Source organism: Sporolactobacillus caesalpiniae, from assembly GCF_040513385.1.
Taxonomy (GTDB): Bacteria; Bacillota; Bacilli; order Bacillales; family Sporolactobacillaceae; genus Sporolactobacillus.
Genome location: NZ_JBEVCB010000004.1, coordinates 128,408 through 140,777, shown reverse-complemented (window position 1 = coordinate 140,777; position 12,370 = coordinate 128,408). Strand labels below are relative to the sequence as shown.

Below are 12,370 nucleotides of genomic sequence, written 5' to 3'. Positions count from 1 at the left end.
TTTTGTAGAGCCGGGGAGTGATCTCCGGCTCTTTAATATCAAAGCTGTAATGAGGAAGTCATTTTTATTCCCTTCCTGGACAGTTGAAGAAAGGTGCGCAGCAGCCAGTTCACACAGTTCCGCGTCACTATTTTTCTGTCCACTCCTTTTACTGTACATTTGATGTAATATTAGTGAGAAAGGAAAAGGGGAGATGCTGAAATGGGCGACCATAAACTAGTTATTCGAGAAGCGAAAAACTCGGATGCGGAGGCGGTGATTGATTACCTCAACCAAATTGCAGGCGAATCCGATTTTCTAACCTTTGGCTTTGCTGAAGAACTGCATCTGACTGTAGAAAAAGAAGAAGTGACACTCAAAGATTATGCAAAACGAGAAAACGCACTGTATCTGGTCGCCGTATACAACGGACAAATCGCCGGAACCCTCGACTTTTTCGGCGGAACGAAAAAGAGGACGGCACACACCGGCGAATTCGGCATCAGTGTCCGTCAGGATTACTGGAACAAGGGAATTGGCAGGGCACTTATTGCTCGGATGATCGAATGGAGCAAAGCAACCGGGATCATCCGCAAGATTAATCTGCGTGTGCGTGCAGATAACCAACGGGCGATGCACCTGTATAAGTCATTTGGATTTTCAGAAGAAGGCATAATCACACGAGATTTCTTAATCGAGGATGTATTCTATGACTCGATCCAAATGGGCCTGCTGATTGATTGATCAAGGCTTGAAATAATCAATTCAATAGAGCGAGGAGGTGTTATGATGCGCACACGTTTTCTCGGTATTCCTGGATCTGACCAGTGGAAGAACGTGAAATTAATTGATGCCGGCTGGTCACATGATCAAAAATATGCTTTTGAATCAAGCAATCTAAGCAGATACTTGCTTCGTGTGTCAGACAGTACTCACTATGTCAGAAGAAAAAAAGAATATGAAGCCATGAAACAACTCGACCATCTCGACATTAAGATGTCCCGACCAGTCGATTTCGGCATTTGTGACAGCGGCAAAAAAGTGTACACCATCATGACTTGGGTTGATGGTGAAGAAGCCGCAAAGGTTCTGCCCGCACTAAGTTTTAAAGAACAGTACGCGCTTGGCTATCAAGCGGGACGACTGTTGAAACAGATTCACTCCATATCTGCACCGGCTGAGCAGCAGTCATGGAGCCAATTTTATCAAGAAAAGATCGACCGTAAGCTTGCTGACTATCGAGCATGTGGGATTGTTGTGGATCACGCAGATCTCATCATTCATTTTATTGAAACGCATCGGTATCTCATCAAAGATCGTCCCATGACTTTTCAGCATGGAGACTACCATTGCGGCAATATGGTGATCTCGGGAGGGAAAAAGATCGGGATCATTGATTTTGATCGGCTGGACTACGGCGATCCCTGGGAAGAATTCAACCGGATTACCTGGTGTGCCGGTGTTAGTTGCGCCTTCGCATCGGGCAGAATTAACGGCTACTTTGAAGACAGGGTGGTGCCCGCGCACTTTTTCGAACTCATGGCTTTATATAGTGCAACAAACATGATTTCTTCAATTCCATGGTCAATTTCCTATGGGCAGCATGAAATTAATGTGATGATCAAGGAACTAGATAAAAACTTAGATGCCTATGATCACTACCGAACTGTTATTCCTAAATGGTACATGAATGGGATGTAACGAATTATTCCTTAGCCGAACCTACTTCTCGATGGGTGGTGGAACAATGGCTTTCTGCTCTACAGGTGAAGACAGAACAATTAGCGTTGTTGGCTTACCGTACTCGAGACAGGCGTTAATATGACCCTCTAAGGTATGAACAGATTCGGTAACAACTTTTGTTAAGTAGCTGTACATACCCGCAATTCGATGGCATTCCACAACATCGGTTTGCTTTGCTATGAACGCAACGTATTTCATACAATCTTTCGGTTCCATTAAAATAAAAGCGGTAACCTGTTTATTTAGTTTTTCCGGTGCAACGAGAGCGCCGTATTTTTTTATAACACCTTGGTCCTCCAATCTCCTGACGCGTTCCGTCACGGAAGGAGAGGTCAACCCCACTTTTCTGCCGATTTCGATCATTGTTTGACGCGAATTCTCCTGTAATTGTGTAAGAATACTCCAGTCGATTTCATCCATAATATCTCCTCCTTAATTATTAAAATAAATACAGGTTAATTCCTTTATTTTTGTTGACAAAGGTCATTTTTAAATAAAGTATACCATGTGTTTCTTTTGTATCACTATATATAATTGTGAAAAAGAACATGGGGGCAGAGCATTTTGAGTAAACAATCATTAAAACGATCCATCACTTGGGTACAGGGAACCGCGCTAACCATCGGCGCAGTATTGGGCTGCGGGATACTTGTCCTGCCATCAATCACAGCGAATAATGCCGGACCTGCTTCGCTATTATCCTGGGCGATTATGTCTTTACTCGCTTTTCCGATCGTTTTAACCATCGCCGATCTTGCGAAAATAATTCCGAGTGCCGGAGGGATTACGGCCTATGTCGGCCATGCCTTTGGAACGAGAACGAGCACGATGTTAAGTTGGATTATGCTGGGATCTATACCGGTTGGCGTGCCGACGATAGCATTGACAGGTGCCTATTATCTCAACAATCTTGTACCGACAAGTCGATGGGGGACCGTGAGTATCGCCGTGCTCATCTTGGTCACGTCTTTGCTTTTGCATGTAAGGGGAATTGATCTATCAGCAAAGGTAAGCGTAGCGGTTATCTGTGTCATCTTCACCTTGCTAGTAACTGCTGTTATTGTCGCTTTTCCCCATGTCCAATCATCTTCGTTTATGCCGTTTGTTCCACACGGTTGGTTCTCGGTAGGCTCAGCTTCCGTGGTAATCTTTTTTTCGTTTGTCGGATGGGAAATGATTACCCCGCTGGCAGAAGAATTTAAACGACCTGAGCGGGACATAACGATCAGTTTGGTAATCGGCGCAATCGTCGTTTCCATCATATACCTGTCCATTTCCTTTGTGACTGTCGGCACTCAGGCTTATGGCGCGAATAAAGGCATTAGCTCACTTAGTCTTCTTATTTCAAAAGGGTGGGGACATTCGGGAATCATTGTCACAACGGTATTAGCTCTGTTCATTACGTTTAGTACGGTTCATGCGAACATCGCAGGTTTTTCACGAATGGTGTATGCACAGGCAAGAGCTGGCAGTTTTCCAGCTCAATTAGCGCATCTGCATCCTAAATATCAAACGCCGGCACGCGTGTTGGCTGTACTTGGAGGGGCTTTCGCTCTTGTTTTAGTTCTCTATGGAACGATTGCTCCGGATTTGGGAACTCTTTTGAAAGGCCCAAGCGTCGTTTTTATCACGTCCTACATTTTCACAATGCTAGCGGCTCTAAAAATACTAAAACCGCTGACCATTGGCTGGTTCATGGCGCTTATCTCACTAGTGATCACGGTTATCATCCTCTTGTTCAGTGGAGGGGCAATCGTGTATCCCATAGCATTAGCCGTAGTTGGTGCGGTATTTCTTCATTTTAAAAAAGACGAGATGAACAAATGAATGAGTAAAACTGCACTATGGAGCTGCTCGTATGCTACACTATTGAAAAAAGGTACATAAGATTTAAGTTTTGGAGTGAACAATCATGAGCGAATTATGGAAGGTAAAAAGATTCGATCAGCTTAGTGGAAAAGAAGTTTATGAGATTATGAGGGCGCGCGTCGATGTCTTTGTGGTTGAGCAGGAATGCCCTTACCATGAAGTCGATCCTTACGACTTATTCAGTCTGCATGTCTATACGACGGACGTGGACGGATCAATCATCGCCTATGCCCGTATTTTTGAGATGGATGACGGAATATCGTTTGGTCGGGTGCTTGTCCGCGAAGACTGCCGCGGCAAGGGCCTGGCCAACTTGCTCGTCGCCAAAGTACTGCGTGTAATTAAGAAACGTTTTGCGGGGATGCCGATTGCCATTGAGGCACAAGAATATGTTCAGTCGTTGTATATTCCTTTCGGCTTTGAACCGGCATCCGAAATTTTCATGCTTGACGGCATTCCGCATGTCCGCATGGAAAAAAGGTAATTCCGGCGAAGAGGAGGATCGTGGAGGATGGAACCGATTAAACTGATTGTCAGCGATCTTGATCATACCTTATTAAACAATCAAGAAATGATTTCTGATCATACGGCACATGTTTTGAATCAATGCCAGCAAAAAGGAATTAGGGTTGCTTTTGCCACGGCTCGTCCTGAGCGGGCAACTCGATTATTTCAGAAAAAAATACAACCCGATTATATTATTGCAAATAACGGAGCGACGATTGTGAACAACCGTCAGAGCATTTACAATTGCCTCATTCCCAATGAACTAAAAAACAAAGTGATATCAGAGTTGATTTCTTTAGAAACGGTTACTTGTATCAGCATTGAAGCGGGTGACTGTCTGTACACAAATTACAGAGGAGAGCCTTGGGATATTGAGTGGAACGCGGTGTACACAGACTTTAAGAAAAAATTGACCGTCGATACGCCTAAGCTTTCCGTAGAATGTACAGACACTGCGGCAATGAAACCACTGATGAAAAAGTACCCCAATCTCAATTTTTATGCGAACAGTGGAGAAAAATGGTATCAGATCATGCGCAGGGATGTAACGAAAATGAACGGTATTTCGTTCGTTGCCGAGCGGTTAAACGTAAATGCTGCGAACATCGCTGCATTTGGTGATGATCATAACGATCTTGAAATGCTAGGGAAATGCGGGGTAGGCGTGGCCGTATCCAACGGGATTGAGAAGGTTAAGAAGGCGGCTGACTTTGTCTGTGAGAAAAATGAACATGACGGAGTTGCACGATGGCTTGAAGCCCATGTACTTTAACAGCCATTAGGATCAGCATTTTTTCTTTGGGGGATAAAATCGATGAAAATAGCGGTCATCACGGATAGTCACGGGAACGCTCCGGCTTTACACGCCGCGCTTGCTGAAATTGATCAAGCGCATGTCTCGCGTATTTATTGCCTCGGAGATATGATTGCGATCGGACCGGATTCGAGTGAGGTACTTGATACTCTTTTTAATCGGAAGGATCTATCGATGATTACCGGCAATCATGACGAGGGCGTGCTCGCGCTGATTAAGGGACGGCCTTATCCGAAAAGCCATGAAGATACACGCAACCATCATCAATGGATAGCGGATCGGCTGGATCCAACCTTTGTTGCACGGCTGGATTCACTGCCACGGGTGATCGACACGACGCTCATGGGGCATTCTATTCTTTTTACGCACTATCATATCGAGCAAGAAAAGCTGTCCGCAACCTTTTATGAAGATCCATTCAGCCCGATTGTTCAGCCCACACTTGAGAATATGGAACGACTGTTTTTTGATGACCGTCAGGAGTTGATCTGTTTTGGGCACCACCATCCGGTTCATTATTTTGAGGGTAACAAGACAATTTATTTGAATCCCGGTTCATTAGGTTGTGCGGCTGAGCCTTACGCGCGTTATGCAATTGTCACATTGACTCGAGAAAAAATAGAAGTTGATTTACGAAAAGCCGTGTATGATAATACTCAGTTCCTAGCGTCTTACGAAAAGCTGAACGTGCCGGATCGACAGTTTATTTTGAAGGTGTTTCATGGGAATCAGCTCAAGGAATAAGCAATTTTGTCGCAACTTCATCTGCCTTATGATTCATTCGTGAAAAGTCCGGCGCCGAATGACCAATAAACAAACATTATCGTTTAACATCACTTTCTTTTAAACTACGCGTCTGCTGTGGTGATCGACCACGAAGCTTCTTGAATACACGACTAAAATAGTTCGCGTCATTGAAGCCAACCGAGAATGCGATTTCCGTGATGGTTAACGGTGTAGTTCGCAGTAATTCTTCTGCTTTGTTGACACGCAGTTCATTCATATGGGCGATTGCGGATCGTCCATATAATCTTTTAAAAGTGCGGCAAAAATGGGCTTCGCTCATGTGCGCGCGTGCTGCCAGATGATGAACGGTAATGGCTTCTTCATAATGGTCATTCAAATAGGAGAAGGCTGATTTTAATTGGTTCAGATTGTTCAGCTTCAAGCCAAGACGTTTCTTCGTGTACACTTTTTGAATGTGACTGCGGATTAAAATGAGCAAAATTTGAAGCATATCCGACTTCATGGATAATTCGAATCCCGAAAGACGAGCCCTATGCTCGTGGATTAACCGGCGCAATAATGGTGTAATCGGTTCGTTTTCATTAATAAAACGATTGAATACGATACGCTGTTGCATAAGCGGTTCAACGTAGGCTGCCTGGCGCAAATCGGGCATATCTTGAAACATGGCTGCCAGATCAATGCGAATGGAATAGAAGGTTAATTGCTCGCACAGGCTCTCGATCACGTGCAGTTCATTACAGTTGATGAGAAGCGTTTCACCTGTATGTAAATCAAATACGTCCGATTCACAGCGGATCCGTCCTTGGCCGCTTACCACATAGTAAAATTGCATTTCCTCATGCCAATTTTCTTGATATCTCCAACCATACCCCATTCCTTTTCTTAAAATTATATCTAAGTAGGCATGCCGGTCAGAATTTCGCTTCGGTGAATAGTTCGTTTCATTTTTCATAGAGAAATCCCTTTCAGTCAAAATCGTGCTAAAGGTGAGCAAGATATTGCATGCTTTATTGCCGGTTACTTGTTAGTCTAAGAGTGTTCGAAAAAAATGTAAATGATTTTGCAGCAAGGAGGATTAACGCAATGAATCTTGCATTAAAAAATGAGAAACAGGCTGTCAAACCAAAGCTTGCAGCGAGGCGGGAACTGTTCAGTCTCAGTGGTGTCCATTTTATCAATGATTTAATGACAACCGGACTTGTACCTGCACTTTTGCCTTTATACAAAGAAGCTTTTAATCTGAACTACTTTCAGGCCGGTATTATTTTGTTCGTATCGATGCTGACATCATCGGTGGCGCAGCCTATATTCGGCATTATCACCGATAGAAATCCGAAAACGTGGTTTATGCCGGTGGGTATCTGTCTGACGGGATTTGGTCTCACGGCTTCAGGCTATGCCCCTGCCTATTGGGTACTCCTTCTTTTAGTCGGATTATCGGGAATCGGTTCGGGAATTTTTCATCCGGAAGCAATGCGTGGTGCTTACATGGCGGCAGGTACCGCGAGAGGAACCGCACAGGCAATCATTCAGGTCGGCGGCAATGTCGGCCAGGCAGTGGGACCGCTCCTTCTTCCGGTATTCCTGATTGCCACTGGACTGCACGGACTTGGCTGGTTTGCATTGGCTGCAATTGCCGGCTTAACACTTGTGCTCTCCGTCATGCCGTGGTACCGGCGCAGTCTTGCAGAAAATAAAGTGCGACAGAAAAAAATTATAGGCCGTAATCATGTTGCCGGACTGTGTTTGCTGACAGCTGTTGTGATCCTGCGTTCTTGGACACAGATCGGCGTTGCCGGATTTTTACCCTTTCTTTATCTTCACCAGGGAATTGCGCTCAAATATGGTGATCTGTTAACCTTCCTGTTTCTTGGCGCCGGTGCACTCGGAACTTTCATCGGTGGCCGTGTTTCCGACCGGATCAGCCGTAAATGGCTGCTGTTTAGTTCCATGGCCGTAACGGTTCCCTTTGCATGGCTGCTGCCTCATGTTCATGGCGTATTATCGGTCATTGTTCTATTTCTTTTCGGTTTCTTCGTCCTCTCATCGTTTGCCGTTACGGTTGTATATGGTCAAATGATGTTTCCGAAAAATATCGGACTGGTTTCGGGGCTGATGGTTGGTTTTGGAATTGGTGCCGGCGGAATCGGTGCGACGATGATCGGCTGGTTGTCTGATCTCTACGGTGTCACTGCCATTTTTGGTTTTCTTTCGTTGCTGCCGCTGGCGGCCGCCTTGCTATCATTGTTGTTGCCCAGCGAGCGGAGCCTGCTTTCTTCTAGTAATGAAACGTAACAAGGTTAACGGAGGAACATTCGTTTAACCCTTTATCTTTATACGAAAGCCCCCTGAAAAGTAAAGCTTTCAGGGGGCTTTCGTGGTTATTATTCTTCAGTTGATTTTTCTTTGCTGATCAATTCTTTCTTCTTTTTCGCGTTGTTTCTGCTGAGAATTCCGGTCATTACAAGTGCGGAAACCGATAGAATTAAAGTGAGTATGTGAACGGCGAGGCTCAGCGGGTTGGATTGTGCTCTCATTCCACCTGATGGCCGAGCGCCGCCCCGTGAACCCCCACTGCCGAAATGAGGTTCACCGTTCGTTCCAGATGGTGCGTTTCCAAAAGCATTCCCATTACTGGAATTCGGCATACTTTGTGAAAAATTTTTTTGAATCGATTGTGCCTGCTGTTTCGTGTGAACAAAATGATAAATGCCATATGCGGATTGCAGCAGCAGTGCGATTGCGACGACAATGCCGATCCAATAATTAATTTTAAGGACACGATCCATAGAAATTCCTCCGTTTACTGTTTCGTTGTAATAGAATTAGTTTAAGAGAGTTTTCTTAAAAAAAGCTTAATGGTTTGGGCATTTTTTATATTTTCTGGGGGAAAGCTTATGAAAATAAAAGCAGCATGTATTGATCACGATGGAACAATCGGTGGAACAGGAAGAGGTAATCATAATGGATCAATATAAAATAAAACTGATGAACGATCATGATGCGCGCATCATCGCGAAATGGGCGTATGAAGCGCCTTACGATTTTTATAATATGGAAAATGATCCTGAGGATTTGGAAGAACTATTGGATTCGGAAGCAAGAAAAGATGCCTATTACTCTGTCTTTGACGAGCAGAATAGGCTGATCGGATTTTTTTGCTTTGACGAACAGATCGAGACAGTTGAGATCGGTTTAGGGATGCGGCCGGATTTGACAGGAAAAGGAGCGGGTGAAGCGTTCTTGAACGCAGGCTTATCTTTTGCTCAGGAAAAATTTAAAAAACCGCATTTTTCATTAGCTGTTGCGACCTTTAACAAAAGGGCACTGAAAGTCTATGAACGTGCGGGATTTGAAATAGAAGAAACGGTGATGGTCAAGACAAATGGTGGCGTATACCCCTTTTATTCAATGGTGTTAACAGAGGAAAAGGCTTGATGATAAGGTACGAATAGATTATTGCGAACACGTACGGACTACAAGATTCATGGAGAAAAATATGGTTCTTTACACAAAACTAAATACGTTCTCCTGACGGAAGATGCGGAGAACCTAATAAGTGAAAAGTCGAACCGAACGCAATCAAAGTCGAACCCAAGAGAGGAGAAGTCGAACCGAAGACCCGAAGTTGAACCGAACCATCAGAAAGTCGAACCGAACGCGATCAAAGTCGAACCCAAGAGAGGAGAAGTTCAACCCAAGACCCGAGGTTGAACCGAACCATCGGAAAGTCGAACCGAACGCGATCAAAATCGAACCCAAGAGAGGAAAAGTTGAACGCTGATACTTTAGCCTAAACGCTGATTTTTTTCTCTGAGCGCTGATTTTTTTCTCCGAACGCTGATTCTTTAGTCTGAACGCTGATATTTTTGCTCGAACAATGCAACATTGGTCTTGTTTACTCATGCATTTATACCGCGCGCTTCGTCTTAACTCCGCAACAGTTTTCTCAGTGAAATGCTTTATTGAAAAACGATACAGATGAGGCATATGAAAGGACAACAGTGCCGTCCTCAGATTGATGTTGGTGCCGTTGGCCTTATCCAATTAAATAGACTTTAATCGAGCAGTGCGTCAAAATTCAACGCTAGACACACGGGGGTCGCTGGAACACAGGGTCACTCATGCCTCATTCAGTTCGGATAATGCGTGGTCATAAGCGCGTTTCGTTCCGTCGTCAAAGCACACCATTTGAACCTGCTTCACGACTTTGGCGCTTCGTAAGAAATCTTGAATCGCTCGAATTGCAAGTGGCGCTGCTTGGTCAAGTGGAAAATGGTAGACGCCTGTGCTGATCGATGGGAACGCCACGGTTCGGCATCTATATGTCTCCGCAAGTTTAAGGCTGTTCATATAACTGTTGCGCAATAATTCCCGCTCGTGATGATTGCCGTCTTGCCAGATTGGGCCGGGCGTATGGATGACGTACTTGGCTGGTAAACGGTAGCCTTTGGTTATCTTTGCTTCACCGGTGCGGCAGCCGTTCAGCGTTCTGCACTCAGCCAAAAGCTGAGGACCCGCGGCACGGTGAATCGCACCGTCCACGCCTCCGCCGCCAAGCAGGGAGGTGTTTGCAGCATTGACTATGGCATCGACATTCACCTGTGTAATATCGCCAAGGGTGATTATTATTTTTTCCATAAAAAAACCTCCAGTGCGGATCAATGTCTCTATTATAACGCGAATGCGAGTCATTGTTCACAACGCTGGAGGTTGTAACTTCTTTTACATTTTCCGATCGAGCAGCGACCTTGTTAGTTTCTCAAGGGTTGTTTTGTACGTGCCATCTGGCAGTAAGCTCAGTTCTTTGAGCGCTTTGTGTGTGTACATACGTGCGAGATTGACTGATTGCGAGATGCCGTTGTGTTTCTGAATACAGTCAAAAATAGCTGTTAAGTCTCCGTCGCTAAGATTGTCACGCTTTTTCAAAAGTGGACGGAGCGCACTAGGGTCGGCTTTGATCGCGTAAATCAGTGGGAGCGTGTAGATGCCTTGCCGGACGTCGTTCATCACCGGCTTTCCCAAAGTCTCACGTGTGCCTTGATAGTCTAATAGATCATCGACGATCTGGAACGCCATGCCGATATAGTGACCCATTCGCCACGCATGTTCGACAATTTTTTGATCAGCGCGGCTCGCTAGTGCTCCGGAGTAGCAGCTGATTGCGAACAGTTGCGCGGTTTTCCCGGAAATCTGAGAGAGGTACCGTTTAACTGAGACTTTTTCCTGATAGTGTCCATGCAATTGTTCCAGTTCGCCTGCCAGAATCTTATCTGCTTCAAATCCGTGAAAATTAACGCGAGGAGCGGAATCGGCATACTTGGAGAGAATGGAAAAAGCCAAGGTGAGCAGATAGTCTCCTGTGTAAATAGCGAGCCTGTTGCCATAATCCTTATGCAACGTCGTTTGTCCATGGCGCGCGTCCGCCTTATCAATGACGTCATCATGGACGAGCGTTGCCATGTGCAGGCATTCGAGCGCGGCGGCCACCGCTTTCGGACGGTCCCGATCCGGATCCGGTCCGATATGCGCGCATAAGAGTAAATATGCCGGACGAAGCATTTTGCCTCCCGATCGAATCAGTTCCTTAATTCTGTTCTCTATTTCCGCATCCCGCACGTGAATATAGGAGTCGATTAATTGGAGAACATCCGAAAGCTCTTCTTTAAGCCCCGGATACGCGTCCCACATTCTGTGTACACCCATCATAGTCACCACCCATGCACCTACTCATTTGTTTCACGCAAATAGCGATAATGTTGCAATTTCTCTACATGATTCAGCAAGTAATTAGCCACGATGCCGATAGCAATTCCAGCCAGAATTCCGGCAAAAGAGAGTACCGGCAGATACAAAAGCACCGACCACGTTTGCGCGACCCAGCTCGCGACAATAAGTTGTCCGACGTTATGCAAAATGGCTCCGGTTGCGCTCACGCCAATAAGGCTGACACGCTCAGGGCCTAATTTTTTGACCAGCCACATTCCTATAAAGCTCAGTACAATGCCGGCAGCGCTGTACATAAATGTTGAGATTGTGCCGCCGAGCAAGGTTGCGAGGATTAAACGGATCGTGACCACTTTAACTGTATCCTTTGTTGAAAGTGTGTAAAGCGCCATGCACGTGATTATATTAGCGAGCCCAAGCTTTGCGCCCGGAGCCACGGCAAAAGGAAAGGGAATCGCGTTTTCAAATAGGCTGATGATCACCGCTTGAGCGGCAAGCAGCGCGATATAAGCATTCAGCTGATTCTTGGTCATTCGCTATCAAATCCTTCTGCCGTCTTATGAACTTACAATAATATCCTGAGGCGGCTCTGTATCACTCGTAACCTCAATAACTAAACGGTGCGGCAGGCAGACAATTGTTTCTCCGGGTTTGGAGATATAGCCAACCAGAACGCAGTTTTGATCGGGACAATTTGCGCTTTTAATTCGAATCTGATTCTTTCGAACTTCAATCACATTTTCGTCACCGTCGCCGCTGTGAACGGTGAATTGGAAGGTACGTGTGTTGCCTGTAAGTTTTATTTTTCTGATTTGTTTGTTGTCCAGAGTGATGGTTGCCACCCGACTTTTTACATCACTAGTTGTGGTTTTCGCCTGTACAGCGCTGAAAATCGCAAAGGGAAGAAAAGAAATAAGAATAAGCAATGCCACGATAATAATATCCCAGCGCTTGATCATTTTAAAGTAGCTGCTCATCACT

Annotated in this window: 16 protein-coding genes; 9 read left to right on the top strand and 7 right to left on the bottom strand. The window is 45.2% G+C overall.

Going from position 1 to position 12,370, the window contains the following annotated elements; all coding sequences use genetic code 11:
* The first annotated feature begins 201 nt into the window (after nt 1-201).
* Both ABWW58_RS09050 and ABWW58_RS09045 read left to right on the top strand, forming a co-directional pair.
* Nucleotides 202-723, top strand: coding sequence for a GNAT family N-acetyltransferase (locus ABWW58_RS09050; RefSeq protein ID WP_353868823.1), 522 nt, complete (start codon nt 202-204; stop codon nt 721-723).
* Nucleotides 724-768: 45 nt separating this feature from the next.
* Complete coding sequence (locus tag ABWW58_RS09045) at nt 769-1,680, top strand: aminoglycoside phosphotransferase family protein (protein WP_353868822.1); 912 nt, start codon at nt 769-771, stop codon at nt 1,678-1,680.
* A gap of 21 nt (nt 1,681-1,701) precedes the next feature.
* Here ABWW58_RS09045 and ABWW58_RS09040 read toward each other — a convergent pair whose 3' ends face one another.
* A complete protein-coding gene (locus ABWW58_RS09040; RefSeq protein WP_353868821.1) occupies nt 1,702-2,142 on the bottom strand; it encodes an Lrp/AsnC family transcriptional regulator in 441 nt (146 codons plus the stop codon).
* A 144-nt stretch (nt 2,143-2,286) separates the two neighbouring features.
* Here ABWW58_RS09040 and ABWW58_RS09035 point away from each other — a divergent pair, with 144 nt between their 5' ends.
* The 4 genes from ABWW58_RS09035 to ABWW58_RS09020 all read left to right on the top strand — a co-directional run bounded on the left by ABWW58_RS09035 (nt 2,287) and on the right by ABWW58_RS09020 (nt 5,656).
* Nucleotides 2,287-3,549, top strand: a complete 1,263-nt coding sequence (locus ABWW58_RS09035; protein WP_353868820.1) for an APC family permease — start codon at nt 2,287-2,289, stop codon at nt 3,547-3,549.
* Between the two features lie 85 nt (nt 3,550-3,634).
* Complete coding sequence (locus ABWW58_RS09030) at nt 3,635-4,075, top strand: GNAT family N-acetyltransferase (protein ID WP_353868819.1); 441 nt, start codon at nt 3,635-3,637, stop codon at nt 4,073-4,075.
* Between the two features lie 27 nt (nt 4,076-4,102).
* Nucleotides 4,103-4,870: an HAD family hydrolase gene (locus ABWW58_RS09025; protein ID WP_353868818.1), complete on the top strand. Its 768-nt coding sequence runs from the start codon at nt 4,103-4,105 to the stop codon at nt 4,868-4,870.
* Between the two features lie 42 nt (nt 4,871-4,912).
* Nucleotides 4,913-5,656 carry a metallophosphoesterase family protein gene (locus ABWW58_RS09020; RefSeq protein WP_353868817.1) on the top strand — a complete coding sequence of 248 codons (744 nt, stop codon included), beginning with the start codon at nt 4,913-4,915 and terminating at the stop codon, nt 5,654-5,656.
* Between the two features lie 76 nt (nt 5,657-5,732).
* On the opposite strand, the gene ABWW58_RS09015 is transcribed toward ABWW58_RS09020, so the two are convergent.
* Nucleotides 5,733-6,614 carry an AraC family transcriptional regulator gene (locus ABWW58_RS09015; protein WP_353868816.1) on the bottom strand — a complete coding sequence of 294 codons (882 nt, stop codon included), beginning with the start codon at nt 6,612-6,614 and terminating at the stop codon, nt 5,733-5,735.
* Between the two features lie 131 nt (nt 6,615-6,745).
* Here ABWW58_RS09015 and ABWW58_RS09010 point away from each other — a divergent pair, with 131 nt between their 5' ends.
* The gene (locus tag ABWW58_RS09010; RefSeq protein WP_353868815.1) at nt 6,746-7,957 is read left to right on the top strand and encodes an MFS transporter; all 1,212 of its coding nucleotides are present in this window, start codon (nt 6,746-6,748) and stop codon (nt 7,955-7,957) included.
* An 89-nt stretch (nt 7,958-8,046) separates the two neighbouring features.
* On the opposite strand, the gene ABWW58_RS09005 is transcribed toward ABWW58_RS09010, so the two are convergent.
* Complete coding sequence (locus ABWW58_RS09005; RefSeq protein ID WP_353868814.1) at nt 8,047-8,451, bottom strand: hypothetical protein; 405 nt, start codon at nt 8,449-8,451, stop codon at nt 8,047-8,049.
* Nucleotides 8,452-8,626: 175 nt separating this feature from the next.
* Here ABWW58_RS09005 and ABWW58_RS09000 point away from each other — a divergent pair, with 175 nt between their 5' ends.
* Both ABWW58_RS09000 and ABWW58_RS08995 read left to right on the top strand, forming a co-directional pair.
* A complete protein-coding gene (locus tag ABWW58_RS09000; protein ID WP_093670382.1) occupies nt 8,627-9,100 on the top strand; it encodes a GNAT family N-acetyltransferase in 474 nt (157 codons plus the stop codon).
* Between the two features lie 121 nt (nt 9,101-9,221).
* Complete coding sequence (locus ABWW58_RS08995) at nt 9,222-9,446, top strand: hypothetical protein (protein WP_353868813.1); 225 nt, start codon at nt 9,222-9,224, stop codon at nt 9,444-9,446.
* Nucleotides 9,447-9,784: 338 nt separating this feature from the next.
* On the opposite strand, the gene ABWW58_RS08990 is transcribed toward ABWW58_RS08995, so the two are convergent.
* From ABWW58_RS08990 to ABWW58_RS08975, 4 genes are all read right to left on the bottom strand, one after another.
* Nucleotides 9,785-10,303, bottom strand: a complete 519-nt coding sequence (locus ABWW58_RS08990) for an O-acetyl-ADP-ribose deacetylase (RefSeq protein ID WP_353868812.1) — start codon at nt 10,301-10,303, stop codon at nt 9,785-9,787.
* Nucleotides 10,304-10,387: 84 nt separating this feature from the next.
* Entirely contained in the window at nt 10,388-11,368 is a 981-nt protein-coding gene (locus tag ABWW58_RS08985) for a polyprenyl synthetase family protein (RefSeq protein ID WP_353868811.1), read from the bottom strand.
* Nucleotides 11,369-11,388: 20 nt separating this feature from the next.
* The gene (locus ABWW58_RS08980; RefSeq protein WP_353868810.1) at nt 11,389-11,922 is read right to left on the bottom strand and encodes a Gx transporter family protein; all 534 of its coding nucleotides are present in this window, start codon (nt 11,920-11,922) and stop codon (nt 11,389-11,391) included.
* Nucleotides 11,923-11,946: 24 nt separating this feature from the next.
* Nucleotides 11,947-12,366: a NusG domain II-containing protein gene (locus ABWW58_RS08975; RefSeq protein ID WP_353868809.1), complete on the bottom strand. Its 420-nt coding sequence runs from the start codon at nt 12,364-12,366 to the stop codon at nt 11,947-11,949.
* Nucleotides 12,367-12,370: the final 4 nt, after the last annotated feature.

What these genes read in the sequence shown, in the direction of transcription:
- ABWW58_RS09025 (WP_353868818.1), top strand. Translation starts at nt 4,103, where the DNA reads ATGGAACCGATTAAACTGATTGTCAGCGATCTTGATCATACCTTATTA.
- ABWW58_RS09045 (WP_353868822.1), top strand. Translation starts at nt 769, where the DNA reads ATGCGCACACGTTTTCTCGGTATTCCTGGATCTGACCAGTGGAAGAAC.
- ABWW58_RS08980 (WP_353868810.1), bottom strand. Translation starts at nt 11,922, where the DNA reads ATGACCAAGAATCAGCTGAATGCTTATATCGCGCTGCTTGCCGCTCAA.
- ABWW58_RS09010 (WP_353868815.1), top strand. Translation starts at nt 6,746, where the DNA reads ATGAATCTTGCATTAAAAAATGAGAAACAGGCTGTCAAACCAAAGCTT.
- ABWW58_RS09015 (WP_353868816.1), bottom strand. Translation starts at nt 6,614, where the DNA reads ATGAAAAATGAAACGAACTATTCACCGAAGCGAAATTCTGACCGGCAT.
- ABWW58_RS08975 (WP_353868809.1), bottom strand. Translation starts at nt 12,366, where the DNA reads ATGAGCAGCTACTTTAAAATGATCAAGCGCTGGGATATTATTATCGTG.
- ABWW58_RS09040 (WP_353868821.1), bottom strand. Translation starts at nt 2,142, where the DNA reads ATGGATGAAATCGACTGGAGTATTCTTACACAATTACAGGAGAATTCG.
- ABWW58_RS08985 (WP_353868811.1), bottom strand. Translation starts at nt 11,368, where the DNA reads ATGGGTGTACACAGAATGTGGGACGCGTATCCGGGGCTTAAAGAAGAG.
- ABWW58_RS09020 (WP_353868817.1), top strand. Translation starts at nt 4,913, where the DNA reads ATGAAAATAGCGGTCATCACGGATAGTCACGGGAACGCTCCGGCTTTA.
- ABWW58_RS08990 (WP_353868812.1), bottom strand. Translation starts at nt 10,303, where the DNA reads ATGGAAAAAATAATAATCACCCTTGGCGATATTACACAGGTGAATGTC.
- ABWW58_RS09030 (WP_353868819.1), top strand. Translation starts at nt 3,635, where the DNA reads ATGAGCGAATTATGGAAGGTAAAAAGATTCGATCAGCTTAGTGGAAAA.
- ABWW58_RS09000 (WP_093670382.1), top strand. Translation starts at nt 8,627, where the DNA reads ATGGATCAATATAAAATAAAACTGATGAACGATCATGATGCGCGCATC.
- ABWW58_RS09050 (WP_353868823.1), top strand. Translation starts at nt 202, where the DNA reads ATGGGCGACCATAAACTAGTTATTCGAGAAGCGAAAAACTCGGATGCG.
- ABWW58_RS09005 (WP_353868814.1), bottom strand. Translation starts at nt 8,451, where the DNA reads ATGGATCGTGTCCTTAAAATTAATTATTGGATCGGCATTGTCGTCGCA.